This is a genomic window from Methylobacterium sp. CB376, from assembly GCF_029714205.1.
In the GTDB taxonomy this organism is placed as follows: domain Bacteria; phylum Pseudomonadota; class Alphaproteobacteria; order Rhizobiales; family Beijerinckiaceae; genus Methylobacterium.
On sequence record NZ_CP121648.1, the window covers coordinates 2962030 to 2975534 of the forward strand.

A 13505-nucleotide genomic window follows, 5' to 3' on the forward strand; every position below is an offset into this window, starting at 1 on the left:
GCCCGCCCCCGGCTCAGGCCCGCTCGCGCCGGATCTGGGCGCCGCAGCGGCCGAGCTTGGCCTCCAGGGCCTCGAAGCCGCGGTCGAGGTGGTAGACCCGGTTGATGGTCGTCTCACCCTCGGCGGCGAGGCCGGCGATCACCAGCGACACCGAGGCGCGCAGGTCGGTCGCCATCACGGGCGCGCCCTTCAGGCGCTCGACCCCGTCCACCACCGCGAGATCCCCGTCCAGGCGGATGCGGGCGCCGAGCCGGGCGAGTTCCTGGACGTGCATGAAGCGGTTCTCGAAGATCGTCTCGCGGATGCGGGACTGGCCCCGGGCCCGGGTCATCAGGGCCATGAACTGGGCCTGCAGGTCGGTCGGGAAGCCGGGGAACGGGTCGGTGGTGACGTCGACCGCCGCCACGCCCGCGCCGTTGCGGCGCACCCGGATGCCGTCCGGCAGGGCCGTCACCTCGGTGCCGGTGGTCGCCAGCACGTCGAGGGCGCTGTGGAGCAGTTCCGCCCTGGTGTCGCGCAGGATCACGTCCCCGCCGGTCATCGCGACCGCCATCGCGTAGGTGCCGGTCTCGATCCGGTCCGGCAGCACCTCGTGGCGGGCGCCGCCGAGGCGCGAGACGCCCTCGACCACGATCCGCGGAGTGCCGACGCCCTCGATGCGGGCGCCCATCTTGGTCAGGCAGGCGGCGAGGTCGACCACCTCGGGCTCGCGGGCGGCGTTCTCGATCACGCTGGTGCCCTGGGCGAGGGCGGCCGCCATCAGGGCGACGTGGGTGCCGCCCACCGTCACCTTCGGGAAGACGATCTCGGCCCCGCGCAGGCCGTTGCGGGTGCGGGCGACGACGTAGCCGCCGTCGATCTCGATCGAGGCGCCGAGCCGCTCCAGCGCCATGAGCAGCAGGTCCACCGGCCGGGTGCCGATGGCGCAGCCGCCCGGCATCGAGACCTTCGCCTCGCCGAAGCGGGCGAGGAGCGGCGCCACGACCCAGAAGCTCGCCCGCATGGTGGAGACGAGTTCGTAGGGCGCCGTCGTGTCGATCACGTTGCTCGCCGTGAGGCGGATGGTCTGGCCGGTCTCGCTGGTCTGGCCGGGGCGCTTGCCGACCACCATGTGGTCGACGCCGTGATTGCCGAGGATGCGCAGGAGCGAGGCGATGTCGGCGAGGCGCGGCACGTTGGCGAGCTCGACCGTCTCGCCGGTCAGGAGGCTCGCGATCATCAGCGGCAGCGCCGCGTTCTTGGCGCCCGAGATCGGGATCTCGCCCTGGAGCGGTGCGCCGCCCGTGATGTGAATTCGATCCATCTGCGTTCCCTGAAACGGGCCGCGCCCGTCACGCGCGGCCGTCCTGCGCCTGAAGTCGTCCCGCCCGCGCCGCGCCTCCGCGCATCCGCGCACGCCATCGTCCACTCGCGGCCTTAAGGCCACGCTTCTCAACGCTCGGGCCGGCCCGGCGGATCCGCCTCGGCCGGGCGCGGCGCCTCTGCCCCCGCCCGCCCGCGGGCCTGCGCCTTGCGGCGCTTGAGGTTGTCCCGCAGCGCCGCCTTCAGGCGCTCGGCCCGGTCGTCCTTGGCTCTCTCGTCCATCTCGCGACCCATCGTCGCCGTCGCGCATTTGGCCTTCCTCCCCCGCCCCGGAGGAGTCAGATACGGCGCACCCCGCCTTAACCTGATCCAGTTACAAAGCCAGCCGGATTTGAGCGAGATCAAGGCGTGACCCGGGCAGAAGCGTGCCCCGTCGCGCATTCCGGCGAGCCGAAGGGATCCTGATGCCTCAGACCGATTACCAGGCCATCTTCCGCTCCGCCGTGGACCGCCTGCACGACGAGTGCCGCTACCGCGTCTTCGCCGACATCGAGCGCGTCGCCGGCCGCTTCCCGGTCGCCCGCTGGCGCCTGCCCGACGGCAGCTGCCGCGACATCACCGTCTGGTGCTCCAACGACTACCTCGGCATGGGCCAGCACCCCGACGTCGTCCAGGCCCTCACCCGGACCGCCGCCCGCTGCGGCGTCGGCGCCGGCGGCACCCGCAACATCGCCGGCACCTCCTCCCCGCTGGTCGACCTCGAGCGCGAACTCGCCGACCTCCACGGCAAGGAGGCCGCCCTGGTCTTCACCTCCGGCTACGTCTCCAACCAGACCGGCATCGCCACCCTGGCCCGGCTGATCCCCGACTGCCTGATCCTGTCCGACGCCTACAACCACAATTCGATGATCGAGGGCGTGCGCCAGTCCGGCTGCGACAAGCGCGTGTTCCGCCACAACGACCTCGCCCATCTCGAGGCGCTGCTGGCCGAGGCCGGCGCCCGGCCCAAGCTGATCGCCTTCGAGAGCGTCTACTCCATGGACGGCGACGTCGCCCCGATCGCGGCGATCTGCGACCTCGCCGCGCGCTACGGGGCGATGACCTACATCGACGAGGTGCACGCGGTCGGGCTCTACGGGCCGCGCGGGGCGGGGATCGCCGAGCGCGACGGGGTGATGCACCGGCTCGACGTGATCGAGGGCACCCTGGCCAAGGGCTTCGGGGTGGTGGGCGGCTACATCGCCGGGAGCGCGGTGCTGTGCGACGCGGTGCGCAGCCACGCGCCGGGCTTCATCTTCACCACGGCGCTGCCGCCGGCGATCGCGGCGGCGGCGACGGCCTCGATCCGTCACCTGAAGCGCTCGGGGGCGGAGCGGGCGGCGCATCAGCGCCAGGCGGCGCGCACGAAGGCGGCGCTGGCGGGGGCGGGTCTTCCGGTTCTGGCGACGCCGACGCACATCGTGCCGGTGATGGTGGGGGATGCGGAGCGCTGCAAGGCGGCGGCGGACCGGCTGCTGGAGCGGCACGGGATCTACATCCAGCCGATCAACTACCCGACGGTGCCGCGGGGGACGGAGCGCCTGCGGATCACGCCGTCGCCGTTCCACGACGAGGCTGACATCGCGCGGCTGACGGCGGCGCTGGTGGAGGTCTGGGACGCGCTCGACCTGCCCCGGGCCGGCACGGTCCTCGCCGAGGCGGCCGAGTAGCGGGGCGCCGCGCCGCACGCCTCTCTCGATGCGGCGCAGGTCCGGGCCTCGCGGCCTCCGCGCGCGATCGGCAGCCTCGACACCCGGACCGCGATCCTGTCGGCCGAGCCGCTCTGCCTAGCCCCGCTCCCAGACCAGGAGTCTCCGCCCCGGCCGGCTGCCGCTCTCTCCCGACGCCCGGAAGCCGAGGGCGTGGAGCAGGCGCCACGAGCGCTGATTGTCCTCCCGGCATTCCGCCACCGGGAGGCGCCCGGGCACAGCCTGGCGCAAAGCCGCGACGAGGGCGGCGGCCGCCTCGCGGGCGAGGCCCCTGCCCTGCGCGGCGGGCGCGAACCAGTAGCCGATCTCGACCCGGTCGTCGCCGCGCAGATGCGCCCCGAGCACGCCGACCAGGGTCTCGTCGGCGCAACGCCACGCGCCGAGGAAGCGGTCCCGGCCGCCGTCGGCCCCGGCGATCAGGGCGCGCGCCTCCGCGATGGCGAAGGGCGAGGGCAGGAAGTGGATGGCCCCGGTGATGGCCGGGTCGTCGGTGAGCCGCTGCAGGGCGGGCGCGTCGGCTTCGGCGAGCCGCGCCAGCCGCAGCCGCGCCGTGCGCAGGACCGGCAGCGCCTCCAGGTCGTGGCTCACGGTCCGATCCGGGCGAGGAGGCGCTCGATCAGCGGGTTCTCGGCCGCGAAGGCGTAGTCGACGCGGCGCACGCTGACCCCGAGCGCCCCGGCCCGGGCGAGCGCCTCGGCGAGGTCGAAGACCGCCTCGCCCGGGCAGCGCAGGACGATCTCGGCCCGCCCCTCCGGCAGGCCGTAGGGCAGTTCGGCCTGGTGGGCGGCGGCGAGGGCCGCGAGGTCGATCGGGGCCGCGGGCATCCCGGCCCGGACCTCGCGGCTCGTGCGCGCCCGCTCCTCGGCGCTGATGCGGCCGAGCACCGCCTGGACGGCCGCCCGCGCGGTCGGCCCCCAGGAGGCGCCGAGCGAGGCGACGAGGTTCGCCTCCGAGCGCAGGATGACGCCGTCGTCCAGCACCTTGAGGGCGTTGGCCGTGAGGGTGGCGCCCGTCGTGGTGATGTCGACCACGATCTCGGCGCTGCCCGCGGCCGGCGCGCCCTCGGTCGCGCCGAGGCTCTCGACGATGCGGTAATCCGCGACCCCGTGCCGGGCGAAGAAGCGGCGGGTGAGGTTGACGTATTTCGTGGCGATGCGCAGCCGCTTGCCGTGGCGCAGGCGCATGTCGGTGGCGACCTCGTCGAGGTCGCTCATGGTGCGCACGTCGATCCAGGCCTGCGGCACGGCCACCACCACGGTGGCGTTGCCGAAGCCGAGCGGCGTCAGCAGCTCCACCTGGGCGCCGGAATCCGGCAGGGTCTCGCGGATCAGGTCCTCGCCGGTCACGCCCAGATGGGCCGCGCCGCTGGCGAGCTGGCCGGCGATCTCCGAGGCCGAGAGGTAGCGCACCTCCACGTCCGCCACGCCCTTGAGGCGGCCGCGATAGTCGCGGGCGCCGCTGGTCTGGGCGAGGACGAGGCCGGCCCGGGCGAAGAAGGCGGCGGCGTTCTCCTGCAGGCGCCCCTTCGAGGGCACCGCCAGGACCAGGGGACCGTCGGCACGGGTCATCGGGCGCTCTCCCGGGCGCTGAGGCGGTCGAGCCAGAACGAGCAGCCGACCGCCGGCAGGGGCTCCGGGCTGCCGAGATGCTGCAGCAGGCCGTCGTAGCGCCCGCCGCCCACCACCGGGCGCTCGCCCTCCGGGACGGTGATCTCGAAGATGAAGCCCGTATAATAGTCGAGGTTGCGGGCGAAGCGGCCCGAGAAGGTGAAGCGGTCGAGGGGCAGGCCGCTCGCCGCGATGAAGCCGTTGCGCTCCTCGAACAGGGCGACCGCCTCGCGCAGGGATGGGGCGGAGAGCCCGGCCGAGGCGACGAGGTCGCGCAGGCCGGCGGCGGCCCGGTCGGGATCGCCCGTGAGGGCGAGGTAGCCCTCGATCACCGCGCGGGCCTCGCCGCCGAGCCCCGCCCCGCCGCCCGCATGGGCCGCCGCCTTGGCGAGGAAGCGCTCGGCGATCTCGCCCGCGCTGCGCCCGCCGACCCGGCTGATGCCCGCGATGGCGAGCACGTCCTCCACGAAGGCGCGCACGCCCTGCGGGTCCTGGCCCTGGATCGCGCTGAGGAGCCCGGCATGGGCCTCCCCGACCGGGACCGGCGCGGCGATCTCGTCGAGGGAGCGCCCGGCCGCGATCGCGCGCAGGCAGCGCCGCTTGGCGGCGGGCGCGACGCCCAGCGCGTCGAGGAGCGCGGTGATCAGGCCCATGTCGCCGAGGCGCACCCGCGGCTCGCCGTGGCCGAGGCGCTCCAGCCCCTCGACGGCGAGGCCGAGGATCTCCGCGTCCGCCGCCGGCACGTCGACCCGGCCGATCGACTCGATGCCCGCCTGGTGGAACTCGTTCGGCTCCCCCGCGCGCAGACGGAAGACCGGGCCCAGATAGCTGTAATCGGCGGCCTCGGCGCCCGCCACGGCGCGGTGATGCCGGCCGACCGGGATCGTGTATTCGGGCCGCAGGCAGAGTTCGGCCCCCGCCTCGTCCTGGGTGATGAAGATGCGCCGCCGGATGTCCTCGCCCGAGAGTTCGAGGAAGGGCTCGACCGGCTGCAGCACCGGCGGCTCGACGCGCGCGTAGCCCCGCCCTTCGAACAGGGCGAGCAGCCGCTCGTGCGCGGCCGTCCTGGGTTGCGCGGCTCCGTTGCCTGTCATGTCGACCGATCCGTCCTCAGGTCCTGTACCAATCCGGGCCGCCCCCGGCGATCCTCGCGACTGCTTAGGCGGGCCCCGAGCGGACCTCCGCCCCCGCGGCTCACCCGAAATGCCGGCCCAGCACCTCGCGCAGGCGGGCGACCATCTCGGCCCCCGGCACCGAGAACTGCGCCGGCCGGGCGGCCTTCCACTCGGCGTTGCTGGCGATCGCCTCGGCGGCGCGGGCGCCCTCGATCAGGTCCTTGATCTGGACCTCGCCGCGGGCCCGCTCGTCGCTGCCCTGGATCACCACGGCCGGCGCGCCGCGGCGGTCGGCGTACTTCATCTGCGCCTTGAGGCCGGCGGCCCCGAGATAGAGTTCGGACCGGATGCCGGCCTGGCGCAGGGCGGCGACCAGGGCCTGGTAGCTCGCGATCTCCTCGCGGTCGAGCACCAGCACCACCACGGGTCCGGGCCCGGCCGCGCCCGCCACGATCGGGCTCCCGACGATCTGCAGGGCCGCGAACAGGCGCGACACGCCGATCGAGAAGCCCGTCGCCGGGACGGGCTCGGCCCGGAAGCGCCCGACCAGGCCGTCGTAGCGCCCTCCCCCGGCCACCGAGCCGAAGCGCACGGTCTGCCCGTCCTCGCCCACGACCGGGAAGGTCAGCTCGGCCTCGTAGACCGGCCCCGTGTAGTATTCGAGGCCGCGCACCACCGAGGGGTCGGCCCGCACCCGGTCGTGGCCGTAGCCCGCCGCCTCGCACAGGCGCAGGATCGCGTGCAATTCGGCGATGCCCTGGCGGCCGGTCTCGGAGCCGCCCACCACCTCGGCCCAGCCGCCGAAGAAATTCTCCCAGAAGGCGAGCCGGTCGCCCCCGTCCGTGGGCGCCGCCTGGAAGGAGACGTAGCGGATGATGCGGTCGATCGCCTCGTCCGGGAGCCCGGCCCCCTTGGTGAAGTCGCCGCTCTCGTCCCGGCGGCCCGGCCCCAGCAGCAGCCGCACCCCGTCCACCCCGAGGCGGTCGAGCTTGTCGATGGCCCGCAGCACCGTGAGGCGGCGCCCGGCCTGGTCGTCACCGCCGAGCCCGATCGCCTCCATGACGCCGTCGAGCACCTTGCGGTTGTTGACCTTCACCACATAGTCGCCGCGGGCGATGCCGACCCGCTCCAGCGTGTCGGCGGCCATCATGCAGATCTCCGCATCGGCCGCGACGGTCGGGGCGCCGACGATGTCGGCGTCGAACTGCATGAACTGGCGGAAGCGGCCGGGCCCCGGCTTCTCGTTGCGGAAGACGTAGCCCGCCCGGTAGCTGCGGTAGGGCTTGGGCAGGGCGTCGAAATGCTCGGCGACGTAGCGGGCGAGCGGCGCGGTCAGGTCGTAGCGCAGGGACAGCCACGCCTCGTCGTCGTCCTGAAACGAGAACACGCCCTCGTTCGGGCGGTCGAGGTCGGGCAGGAATTTCCCGAGCGCCTCGGTGTACTCGATGAAGGGGGTCTCCACCGCCTCGAAGCCGTAGAGTTCGAAGCTCTCGCGGATGGTCTGCAGCATCCGCTGGGTCGCGGCGATCTCGGCCGGGCCGCGGTCGACGAGGCCGCGGGGCAGGCGGGGCTTGAGGGTGCCGGGCTTCCCGGAGCCGGGCTTCCCGGAGCCTGCCTTGGCGGCGCTGGCCTTGGCGGGGCTGGCCTTGGCGGAACTGGCCTTCGCGGAGTTGGACATGGCGGCGGACATCCGGTCGTCGTGGGGGCGGCCGCTCCGGCGCGGGTCCGGCGCCGCGTCCGGCGCAGGGGCGAGGTCCGGCGGCGCGGCCGTCACGGCCGGCCCGCCGGGGCCGCGCGCCGCCTCTAGACCATTTGGACGCGGGAGGAAACCGCGCCCCCGCCCCGACTGCGGACCCGGGCGGCTTCGAGGGCCCAGACCAGGCCCAGCATCATGTGGACGTGGCGCCACTTCTCGATGTCGATCTGGAATCCCTGCAGGAAGAACATGATCAGCACCGGCACGACGATCTGGGCGTGGCGCCGGACCGGGCTCGCCTCGGCCATCAGCCGCCAGCCCACCCGCGCGGTCGAGAGGACGAGCAGGATGAAGGCGGCCCCCGCCACCCAGCCCCCGTTGGCGAAGGCGCCCAGGTAGGAATTATGCGGCTCCAGGTTGAAGATCAGGCGCCAGCGCAGGGGGCCGAAGCCCATCGGCTCCTCCATCAGCAGGCCGAAGCCGCGCATCTGGTTGCCGAACCGTCCGGTCTCGCCCTCGTCGTAATCCTGCGTGACGGCGGCGCGCTTGTGGAAGGTCTCGGCGACGCTGCCGATCGACAGCAGGCCGCCGAGGGCGAGGCCGCCGAGCACCAGGGTGACCAGCGTGCTGCGCAGGATCCGCCGCCGCAGCGCCATCGAGGCGCTGGTGCGGTAGATGCTCGACACCATGAGGGCGACCGCCACGACCGTGCCGCCCCAGGAGCCGCGCGAGAAGGACAGGAAGATGCCGGCCAGCAGCAGCAGCAGGCCGGCGAGCGACAGCGGCGGCCGCCGCGCGCGCCCGGTCATCAGGTTGTGCATCAGGTAGAGGGCACCGAGCGTGAGGAAGGAGCCGAACACGTTCGGGTCCTGGAAGGTGCCGGACGCGCGCCCGTACTTGCTGAACAGGTCCTCGTTGCCGATCAGGTCGAGGTAGCCGCCGATCCCGAGGGCGCCGGAGAACAGGGTGCTCGCCGTGTAGACCTTGAGCGCGAGCTCCACCCGGCGCTCGGTCTCGTCGGCGAAGAACATCGCGAAGAACAGGGTGGTGACGGCCAGGTAGCAGAGCTGGACCGTCCAGGTCACCGGCCGCTCCTCGTCAAGGTAAGGCAGCAGGGCCAGCACGGTGGCGCCGACGAAGACGGTGAGCAGGATGACCAGGGGCACCGCGCCGCGATGGAGCCGGATGCCGAGGAGCAGCCACAGGGCGATGGTCGGCAGCGCCACGAGGTCGTAGGGCGAGGCCTCCGAGAAGGCGAAGCACGCGAAGAAGACGAAGGCCGTGAAGAGGGCCAGGCCGAGCCCGTGCAGGACCCGCAGCAGCGGCAGCGCGGCGAGGCCCCGGTGGGGCAGGACGGCACTGGTCATCGGACGGCTCCGGTCGGACGCGCTCCGTCCGGATCCTGCCGCTCAAATCCTCTGCGCCGCCTCAAGCAAGATGGTGAAGGGAGCGTTGCGGCGGGCCCCCGCCCGGGGATGCGCCCGGGGCGCGCCGCTGCCCCGCCGCGCAGGGGGCGCGACGGGGCCGGTCGTTCGGGGAACGGAGCCGATACGCAACCTGACTCTCCCGGAGTATCGGCGCGGGCGGTGAATCAATTCTCAACGGGACGCCAGCGGAAGCGCGGAAAGCGCCGCCGGGGCCGTTCGATAGCTCCCGCCGCGGGCGGCGTAGCGCCGGGCCAGGGCGGCGCAGGCCGCGATCTGGATCTGGTGGAACAGCATCACCGGGAGGAGCAGACCCCCGACATCCTGCCCGGCGAAGAGGACGTTCGCCATCGGCACGCCGGCCACGAGGCTCTTCTTCGAGCCGCAGAACACGATGGTGATCTCGTCCGCCCGCGAGAAGCCGAGCAGCCGGCTCGCGGCCGCGGTCAGGGCAAGCACGCTCGCGAGCAGGATCCCGTCGACGAGCAGCATGGTGGCGAGCGCCGGCAGCGGCGTGCGCGACCACAGCCCGCTCGCGCTGGCGTGGCTGAAGGCGAGGTAGACGACGAGCAGGATCGAGCCGCGGTCGACGAGGGCGGTCACCCCCTTGCGGGAGGCCAGGAGCGGCGCGAGCCGCGGCCGCAGCAGCTGCCCGAGCAGGAAGGGCGCGAGCAGCTGCAGGAGGACCTTGCCCGCCCCGGACCAGTCGAAGGCGCCCTGGGCCCGGAACAGCAGGGAGGCCAGGAGCGGCGTCAGGACCATGCCGAGGATGTTCGAGGCCGAGGCGGCGCAGACCGCCGCCGGCACGTTGCCGCCCGCCACCGAGGTGAAGGCGATCGACGATTGCACGGTCGAGGGCAGGACGCACAGGAACAGCACGCCCGCCGCGAGGGCCGGCGTCAGCAGGCTCGGCGCGAGCAGGCCCGCCGCGAGGCCGAGGAGCGGGAAGAGCCCGAACGTCGTCGCCAGCACCACGAGGTGGAGCCGCCAATGGACGAGCCCGGCCAGGGCCGTGCGCCGGTCGATGCGGGCGCCGTGCAGGAAGAACAGGAGCGCGATCGCGCCGGTCGCCACGCTGCCGAGCCCCTCCGCGAGCCCGCCGCTCACCGGCAGGAACGCGCCGAGGAGCAGGCAGGCGAGGAGCATCAGCATGAAGGGATCGGGGCGGAAGCGCGCGCGCATCGGGGGGATCCTGGCCGAGGGGTGACCTAAAGGTAATCCCGCGGCGCACAAGGCGGAATGCTGCGGCGCGGGATTACAGCTATCACGAGACGCGATAACCTGCCCGCCGTCTATGCAGGAGGACCGGCGGTGGCGCCCTTGATCGATCCCGTCCTGCTGCGCACCCTGACGGCGGTGCTGCGCAGCCGCAGCTTCAGCCGGGCGGCCGAGCAGCTCGGCCTGCGCCAATCCACGGTGAGCCAGCACGTGCAGCGGCTGGAGGCGCAGCTCGGGCGCCGGCTCGTCGCCCGCGACACCCACTCGGTGGCGCCGACCCCGGAGGGCGAGGCGGTGCTCGGCTTCGCCCGCACGGTGCTCGACGCGCATGAGCGGCTGGAGCGCACGCTCGCCGGCCAGGCGGTGCGCGGGCGGCTGCGCTTCGGCGCCTCGGAGGATTTCGTGCAGACGCGGCTCGCGGAGGTGCTGCGCGATTTCCGGACCACCTACCCGTCGGTGGATCTCGAACTGAGCGTGTCGTTCACGCACCTCCTCGCCGAGGCGGTGGAGCGGGGCGAACTCGACCTCGTGCTGGGCAAGCGGCGCCTGGGCGAGGCGCAGGGCCTGCCGGTGCGGCGCGACCGGCTGGTCTGGTGCGGGCTCCCCGACGCGGTGCCGGCGCGCGACGAGCCGGTCTCCTTCCTGTCCTTCCCGGCCCCGAGCGTGACCCGCACGCTCGTGCTCGAAGCCTGCGCGCGGGAGAGCCGCCCCTGGCGCATCACCTGCACCTGCGCCAGCCTGAGCGGCCTGCGGGCTGCCGCCTTCGCGGGGCTCGGGCTGATGGCGCAGGCGCGCAGCCTCGTCCCGGAGGGGCTGCGGGAGATCGCGGATCCCGACCTGCCGCGCCTGCCCGAGGTCGAGTTCATCCTGGCGGGGCCCGGCCTGCACCGGGAACCGAGCCGCAGCCTCGCCCACCGGATCCTGAACGCCGACATCTGGGATTGAGCCGGCCAAGGCGCGTGACGGAGGGGAACCGGCGCGCGCCGCGGCCGTTCTCAGGGGAGCTTGGCCTTGGACCGGCGGCCCGGGATGCCGACGCATCGGGCCATCGATCGTCTCGACGTCTCGATGCAAGCCAGTGGCTCGGCGACGATTCGAGAACCGACGCGGCGGTCAGGGGCCATGACCGCCGGTGTGACCCCCCTCGGCACGGAGATCCCCATGGGCGACCTGATCCGCATCATCCTCCTCGTGATCATCCCGCCGGTCGGCGTGCTGTTCACGGTCGGCCTCGGCCTGCAGTTCTTCATCAACGTGATCCTGACCCTGTTCGGCTACATCCCGGGCCTCATCCACGCGGTCTGGGTCGTGACCCGGCGCTGACGCCCGATCGCGCGCGGGCCGCCCTTCCCTCCCCGCGCGCCGTCGCCTAAATCCTGGGCGATGACGCGCATCCCCGGGAACGACGTACCGCTCGACGCCCTCGACCTCGACGACGACGGCGAGGACGCCGCGGTCGATGCCCGCGACGACGCGCCGGAGATCGATTTCGACCCGCAGGCCGGGGCCGGCCTCGTGGAGGCCGGCACCGAGGTGATCCGCCGCTTCTGGTCGACCCTGCCGCCCTCCCCCGGCGTCTACCGCATGCTCGACGCCAAGGGCGACGTGCTCTACGTCGGCAAGGCCAAGAACCTGAAGAACCGCGTCGGCTCCTACGCCCGCGGCCAGGCCCATTCGAACCGCATCGCCCGGATGATCGCCGAGACGGCCTCGATGGAGTTCGTCACCACGGTCACCGAGACCGAGGCGCTGCTGCTCGAAGCCAACCTGATCAAGCAGCTCAAGCCCCGCTTCAACGTGCTGATGCGGGACGACAAGTCGCTGCCGTACATCCTGCTCACCGCCGACACCGAGGCGCCCCAGCTCGTCAAGCACCGCGGCGCGCGGCGCCGGCCGGGCCACTATTTCGGCCCCTTCGCCTCGGTCTGGGCGGTCAACCGCACGGTGAACGCGCTGCAGCGGGCCTTCCTGCTGCGCTCCTGCTCGGACAGCTACTACGAGAACCGCAGCCGCCCCTGCCTGCTGTACCAGATCAAGCGGTGTTCGGGTCCCTGCACCGGGGAGATCGCGCCGGCCGACTACGCGCTGCTGGCCGACGAGGCGCGCGCCTTCCTGTCGGGGAAGTCGACCAGCGTGAAGGAGCGCCTCGCCGCCGACATGCAGGCCGCCGCCGAGGCCTGGGAATTCGAGAAGGCGGCGCGCTACCGCGACCGCATCGCCGCGCTCGCGGCCATCCAGGGCGTGCAGGGCGTCAACACCCAGGACATCGAGGAGGCCGACGTCTTCGCCCTCGACGAGCAGGCCGGGCAGTTCTGCATCGAGGTGTTCTTCTTCCGCAACTGGCAGAACTGGGGCAACCGCGCCTACTTTCCCAAGGCCGACCGCTCGATGTCGGCCTCGGAGGTGCTCGGCTCCTTCATCGGCCAGTTCTACGACGACAAGCCGGCGCCGCGCCTGATCCTGGTCTCGCACGAGATCGAGGACGCGGAACTGCTCGCCGCGGCGCTCTCGACGCGGATCGACGCCCGGGTCGAGATCCACCAGCCCAAGCGCGGCGAGCGCAAGAACCTGATCGACTACGCGGCCCGCAACGCCCGGGAGGCCCTGGCAAGGCGGCTCGCCGATACCGCCTCGCAGGGCAAGCTGCTGGCGGCGCTGGGCCAGGCTTTCGGCCTGCCGAGACCGCCGCGGCGGGTCGAGGTCTACGACAATTCCCACATCATGGGCACGAACGCGGTCGGCGCCATGGTCGTCGCCGGGCCGACCGGGTTCATGAAGACCCATTACCGGACCTTCACCATCAAGTCGCCGGACGTGAAGCCGGGCGACGATTTCGGCATGATGCGCGAGGTGCTGCACCGGCGCTTCGCCCGGCTGGTCAAGGAGGCGCCCCGGCAGGAGGGCGAGGCCGAGCCGGCGGATGCGGACGCCTTCCCGGCCTGGCCGGACCTCGTCCTGATCGACGGCGGCAAGGGCCAGCTCGAGGCCGCCCGCGCCGCCTTGGCGGAGGTCGGCGTCACGGGGGTGCCCCTCGTCGGCATCGCCAAGGGGCGGGACCGGGACGCGGGCCGCGAGACCTTCTTCGTGGAGGGTCAGCCGCCCTTCAAGCTGCCGCCCCGCGACCCGACGCTCTACTTCGTGCAACGCCTGCGCGACGAGGCGCACCGCTTCGCGATCGGGGCGCATCGGGCCAAGCGCAAGCGCGAGCTGGTGAAGAACCCGCTCGACGAGATCCCGGGGATCGGGCCGACGCGCAAGCGCGCCCTCCTGCACCATTTCGGCACCGTGAAGGCCATCGAGCGCGCGGCCCTGGAGGATCTCGCCAAGACGCCGGGCGTCAACGCCGCCACGGCCCGCGCCGTCTACGACTTCTTCCACGCGAATGCGTGAGACGA

12 protein-coding genes are annotated in these 13505 nt (G+C 73.1%); 4 read left to right on the plus strand and 8 right to left on the minus strand.

Annotated features, from left to right (window positions below; all coding sequences use genetic code 11):
* Positions 1-13 precede the first annotated feature (13 nt).
* Positions 14-1303, minus strand: a complete 1290-nt coding sequence (gene murA / locus QA634_RS13390; protein WP_012332486.1) for a UDP-N-acetylglucosamine 1-carboxyvinyltransferase — start codon at positions 1301-1303, stop codon at positions 14-16.
* A 128-nt stretch (positions 1304-1431) separates the two neighbouring features.
* Positions 1432-1584 (minus strand): hypothetical protein, encoded by a 153-nt coding sequence (locus QA634_RS13395; protein ID WP_168169152.1) that lies wholly within the window; start codon positions 1582-1584, stop codon positions 1432-1434.
* 182 nt (positions 1585-1766) lie between these two features.
* Here QA634_RS13395 and hemA point away from each other — a divergent pair, with 182 nt between their 5' ends.
* Positions 1767-3011: a 5-aminolevulinate synthase gene (gene hemA, locus QA634_RS13400; RefSeq protein ID WP_012332488.1), complete on the plus strand. Its 1245-nt coding sequence runs from the start codon at positions 1767-1769 to the stop codon at positions 3009-3011.
* A 117-nt stretch (positions 3012-3128) separates the two neighbouring features.
* On the opposite strand, the gene QA634_RS13405 is transcribed toward hemA, so the two are convergent.
* From QA634_RS13405 to QA634_RS13430, 6 genes are all read right to left on the minus strand, one after another.
* Complete coding sequence (locus QA634_RS13405; protein ID WP_012332489.1) at positions 3129-3638, minus strand: GNAT family N-acetyltransferase; 510 nt, start codon at positions 3636-3638, stop codon at positions 3129-3131.
* The gene (hisG, locus tag QA634_RS13410; protein WP_012332490.1) at positions 3635-4618 is read right to left on the minus strand and encodes an ATP phosphoribosyltransferase; all 984 of its coding nucleotides are present in this window, start codon (positions 4616-4618) and stop codon (positions 3635-3637) included. The genes QA634_RS13405 and hisG overlap by 4 nt, the downstream gene beginning before the upstream one ends.
* Entirely contained in the window at positions 4615-5751 is a 1137-nt protein-coding gene (locus QA634_RS13415; RefSeq protein ID WP_012332491.1) for an ATP phosphoribosyltransferase regulatory subunit, read from the minus strand. The genes hisG and QA634_RS13415 overlap by 4 nt, the downstream gene beginning before the upstream one ends.
* Positions 5752-5851: 100 nt before the next feature.
* Positions 5852-7450, minus strand: a complete 1599-nt coding sequence (gene hisS / locus QA634_RS13420) for a histidine--tRNA ligase (RefSeq protein WP_012332492.1) — start codon at positions 7448-7450, stop codon at positions 5852-5854.
* 125 nt (positions 7451-7575) lie between these two features.
* Positions 7576-8835 (minus strand): O-antigen ligase family protein, encoded by a 1260-nt coding sequence (locus tag QA634_RS13425; RefSeq protein WP_012332493.1) that lies wholly within the window; start codon positions 8833-8835, stop codon positions 7576-7578.
* Positions 8836-9066: 231 nt separating this feature from the next.
* A complete protein-coding gene (locus QA634_RS13430) occupies positions 9067-10074 on the minus strand; it encodes a bile acid:sodium symporter family protein (RefSeq protein WP_012332494.1) in 1008 nt (335 codons plus the stop codon).
* 129 nt (positions 10075-10203) lie between these two features.
* On the opposite strand from QA634_RS13430, the gene QA634_RS13435 reads away from it, so the two are divergent.
* The 3 genes from QA634_RS13435 (at position 10204) to uvrC (ending at position 13500) form a co-directional block, all read left to right on the plus strand.
* A complete protein-coding gene (locus QA634_RS13435) occupies positions 10204-11055 on the plus strand; it encodes a LysR substrate-binding domain-containing protein (protein WP_012332495.1) in 852 nt (283 codons plus the stop codon).
* A gap of 216 nt (positions 11056-11271) precedes the next feature.
* Complete coding sequence (locus QA634_RS13440; protein WP_083784669.1) at positions 11272-11433, plus strand: YqaE/Pmp3 family membrane protein; 162 nt, start codon at positions 11272-11274, stop codon at positions 11431-11433.
* Between the two features lie 60 nt (positions 11434-11493).
* Positions 11494-13500, plus strand: coding sequence for an excinuclease ABC subunit UvrC (gene uvrC / locus QA634_RS13445; RefSeq protein WP_012332497.1), 2007 nt, complete (start codon positions 11494-11496; stop codon positions 13498-13500).
* The last annotated feature ends 5 nt before the right edge of the window (positions 13501-13505 follow it).

Bases quoted from the DNA above. Each gene is read 5' to 3' on its own strand.
- QA634_RS13440 (WP_083784669.1), top strand. From the start codon at position 11,272: ATGGGCGACCTGATCCGCATCATCCTCCTCGTGATCATCCCGCCGGTC.
- QA634_RS13395 (WP_168169152.1), bottom strand. From the start codon at position 1,584: ATGGACGAGAGAGCCAAGGACGACCGGGCCGAGCGCCTGAAGGCGGCG.
- murA (WP_012332486.1), bottom strand. From the start codon at position 1,303: ATGGATCGAATTCACATCACGGGCGGCGCACCGCTCCAGGGCGAGATC.
- uvrC (WP_012332497.1), top strand. From the start codon at position 11,494: ATGACGCGCATCCCCGGGAACGACGTACCGCTCGACGCCCTCGACCTC.
- hemA (WP_012332488.1), top strand. From the start codon at position 1,767: ATGCCTCAGACCGATTACCAGGCCATCTTCCGCTCCGCCGTGGACCGC.
- QA634_RS13415 (WP_012332491.1), bottom strand. From the start codon at position 5,751: ATGACAGGCAACGGAGCCGCGCAACCCAGGACGGCCGCGCACGAGCGG.
- hisS (WP_012332492.1), bottom strand. From the start codon at position 7,450: ATGTCCAACTCCGCGAAGGCCAGTTCCGCCAAGGCCAGCCCCGCCAAG.
- QA634_RS13425 (WP_012332493.1), bottom strand. From the start codon at position 8,835: ATGACCAGTGCCGTCCTGCCCCACCGGGGCCTCGCCGCGCTGCCGCTG.
- QA634_RS13430 (WP_012332494.1), bottom strand. From the start codon at position 10,074: ATGCGCGCGCGCTTCCGCCCCGATCCCTTCATGCTGATGCTCCTCGCC.
- hisG (WP_012332490.1), bottom strand. From the start codon at position 4,618: ATGACCCGTGCCGACGGTCCCCTGGTCCTGGCGGTGCCCTCGAAGGGG.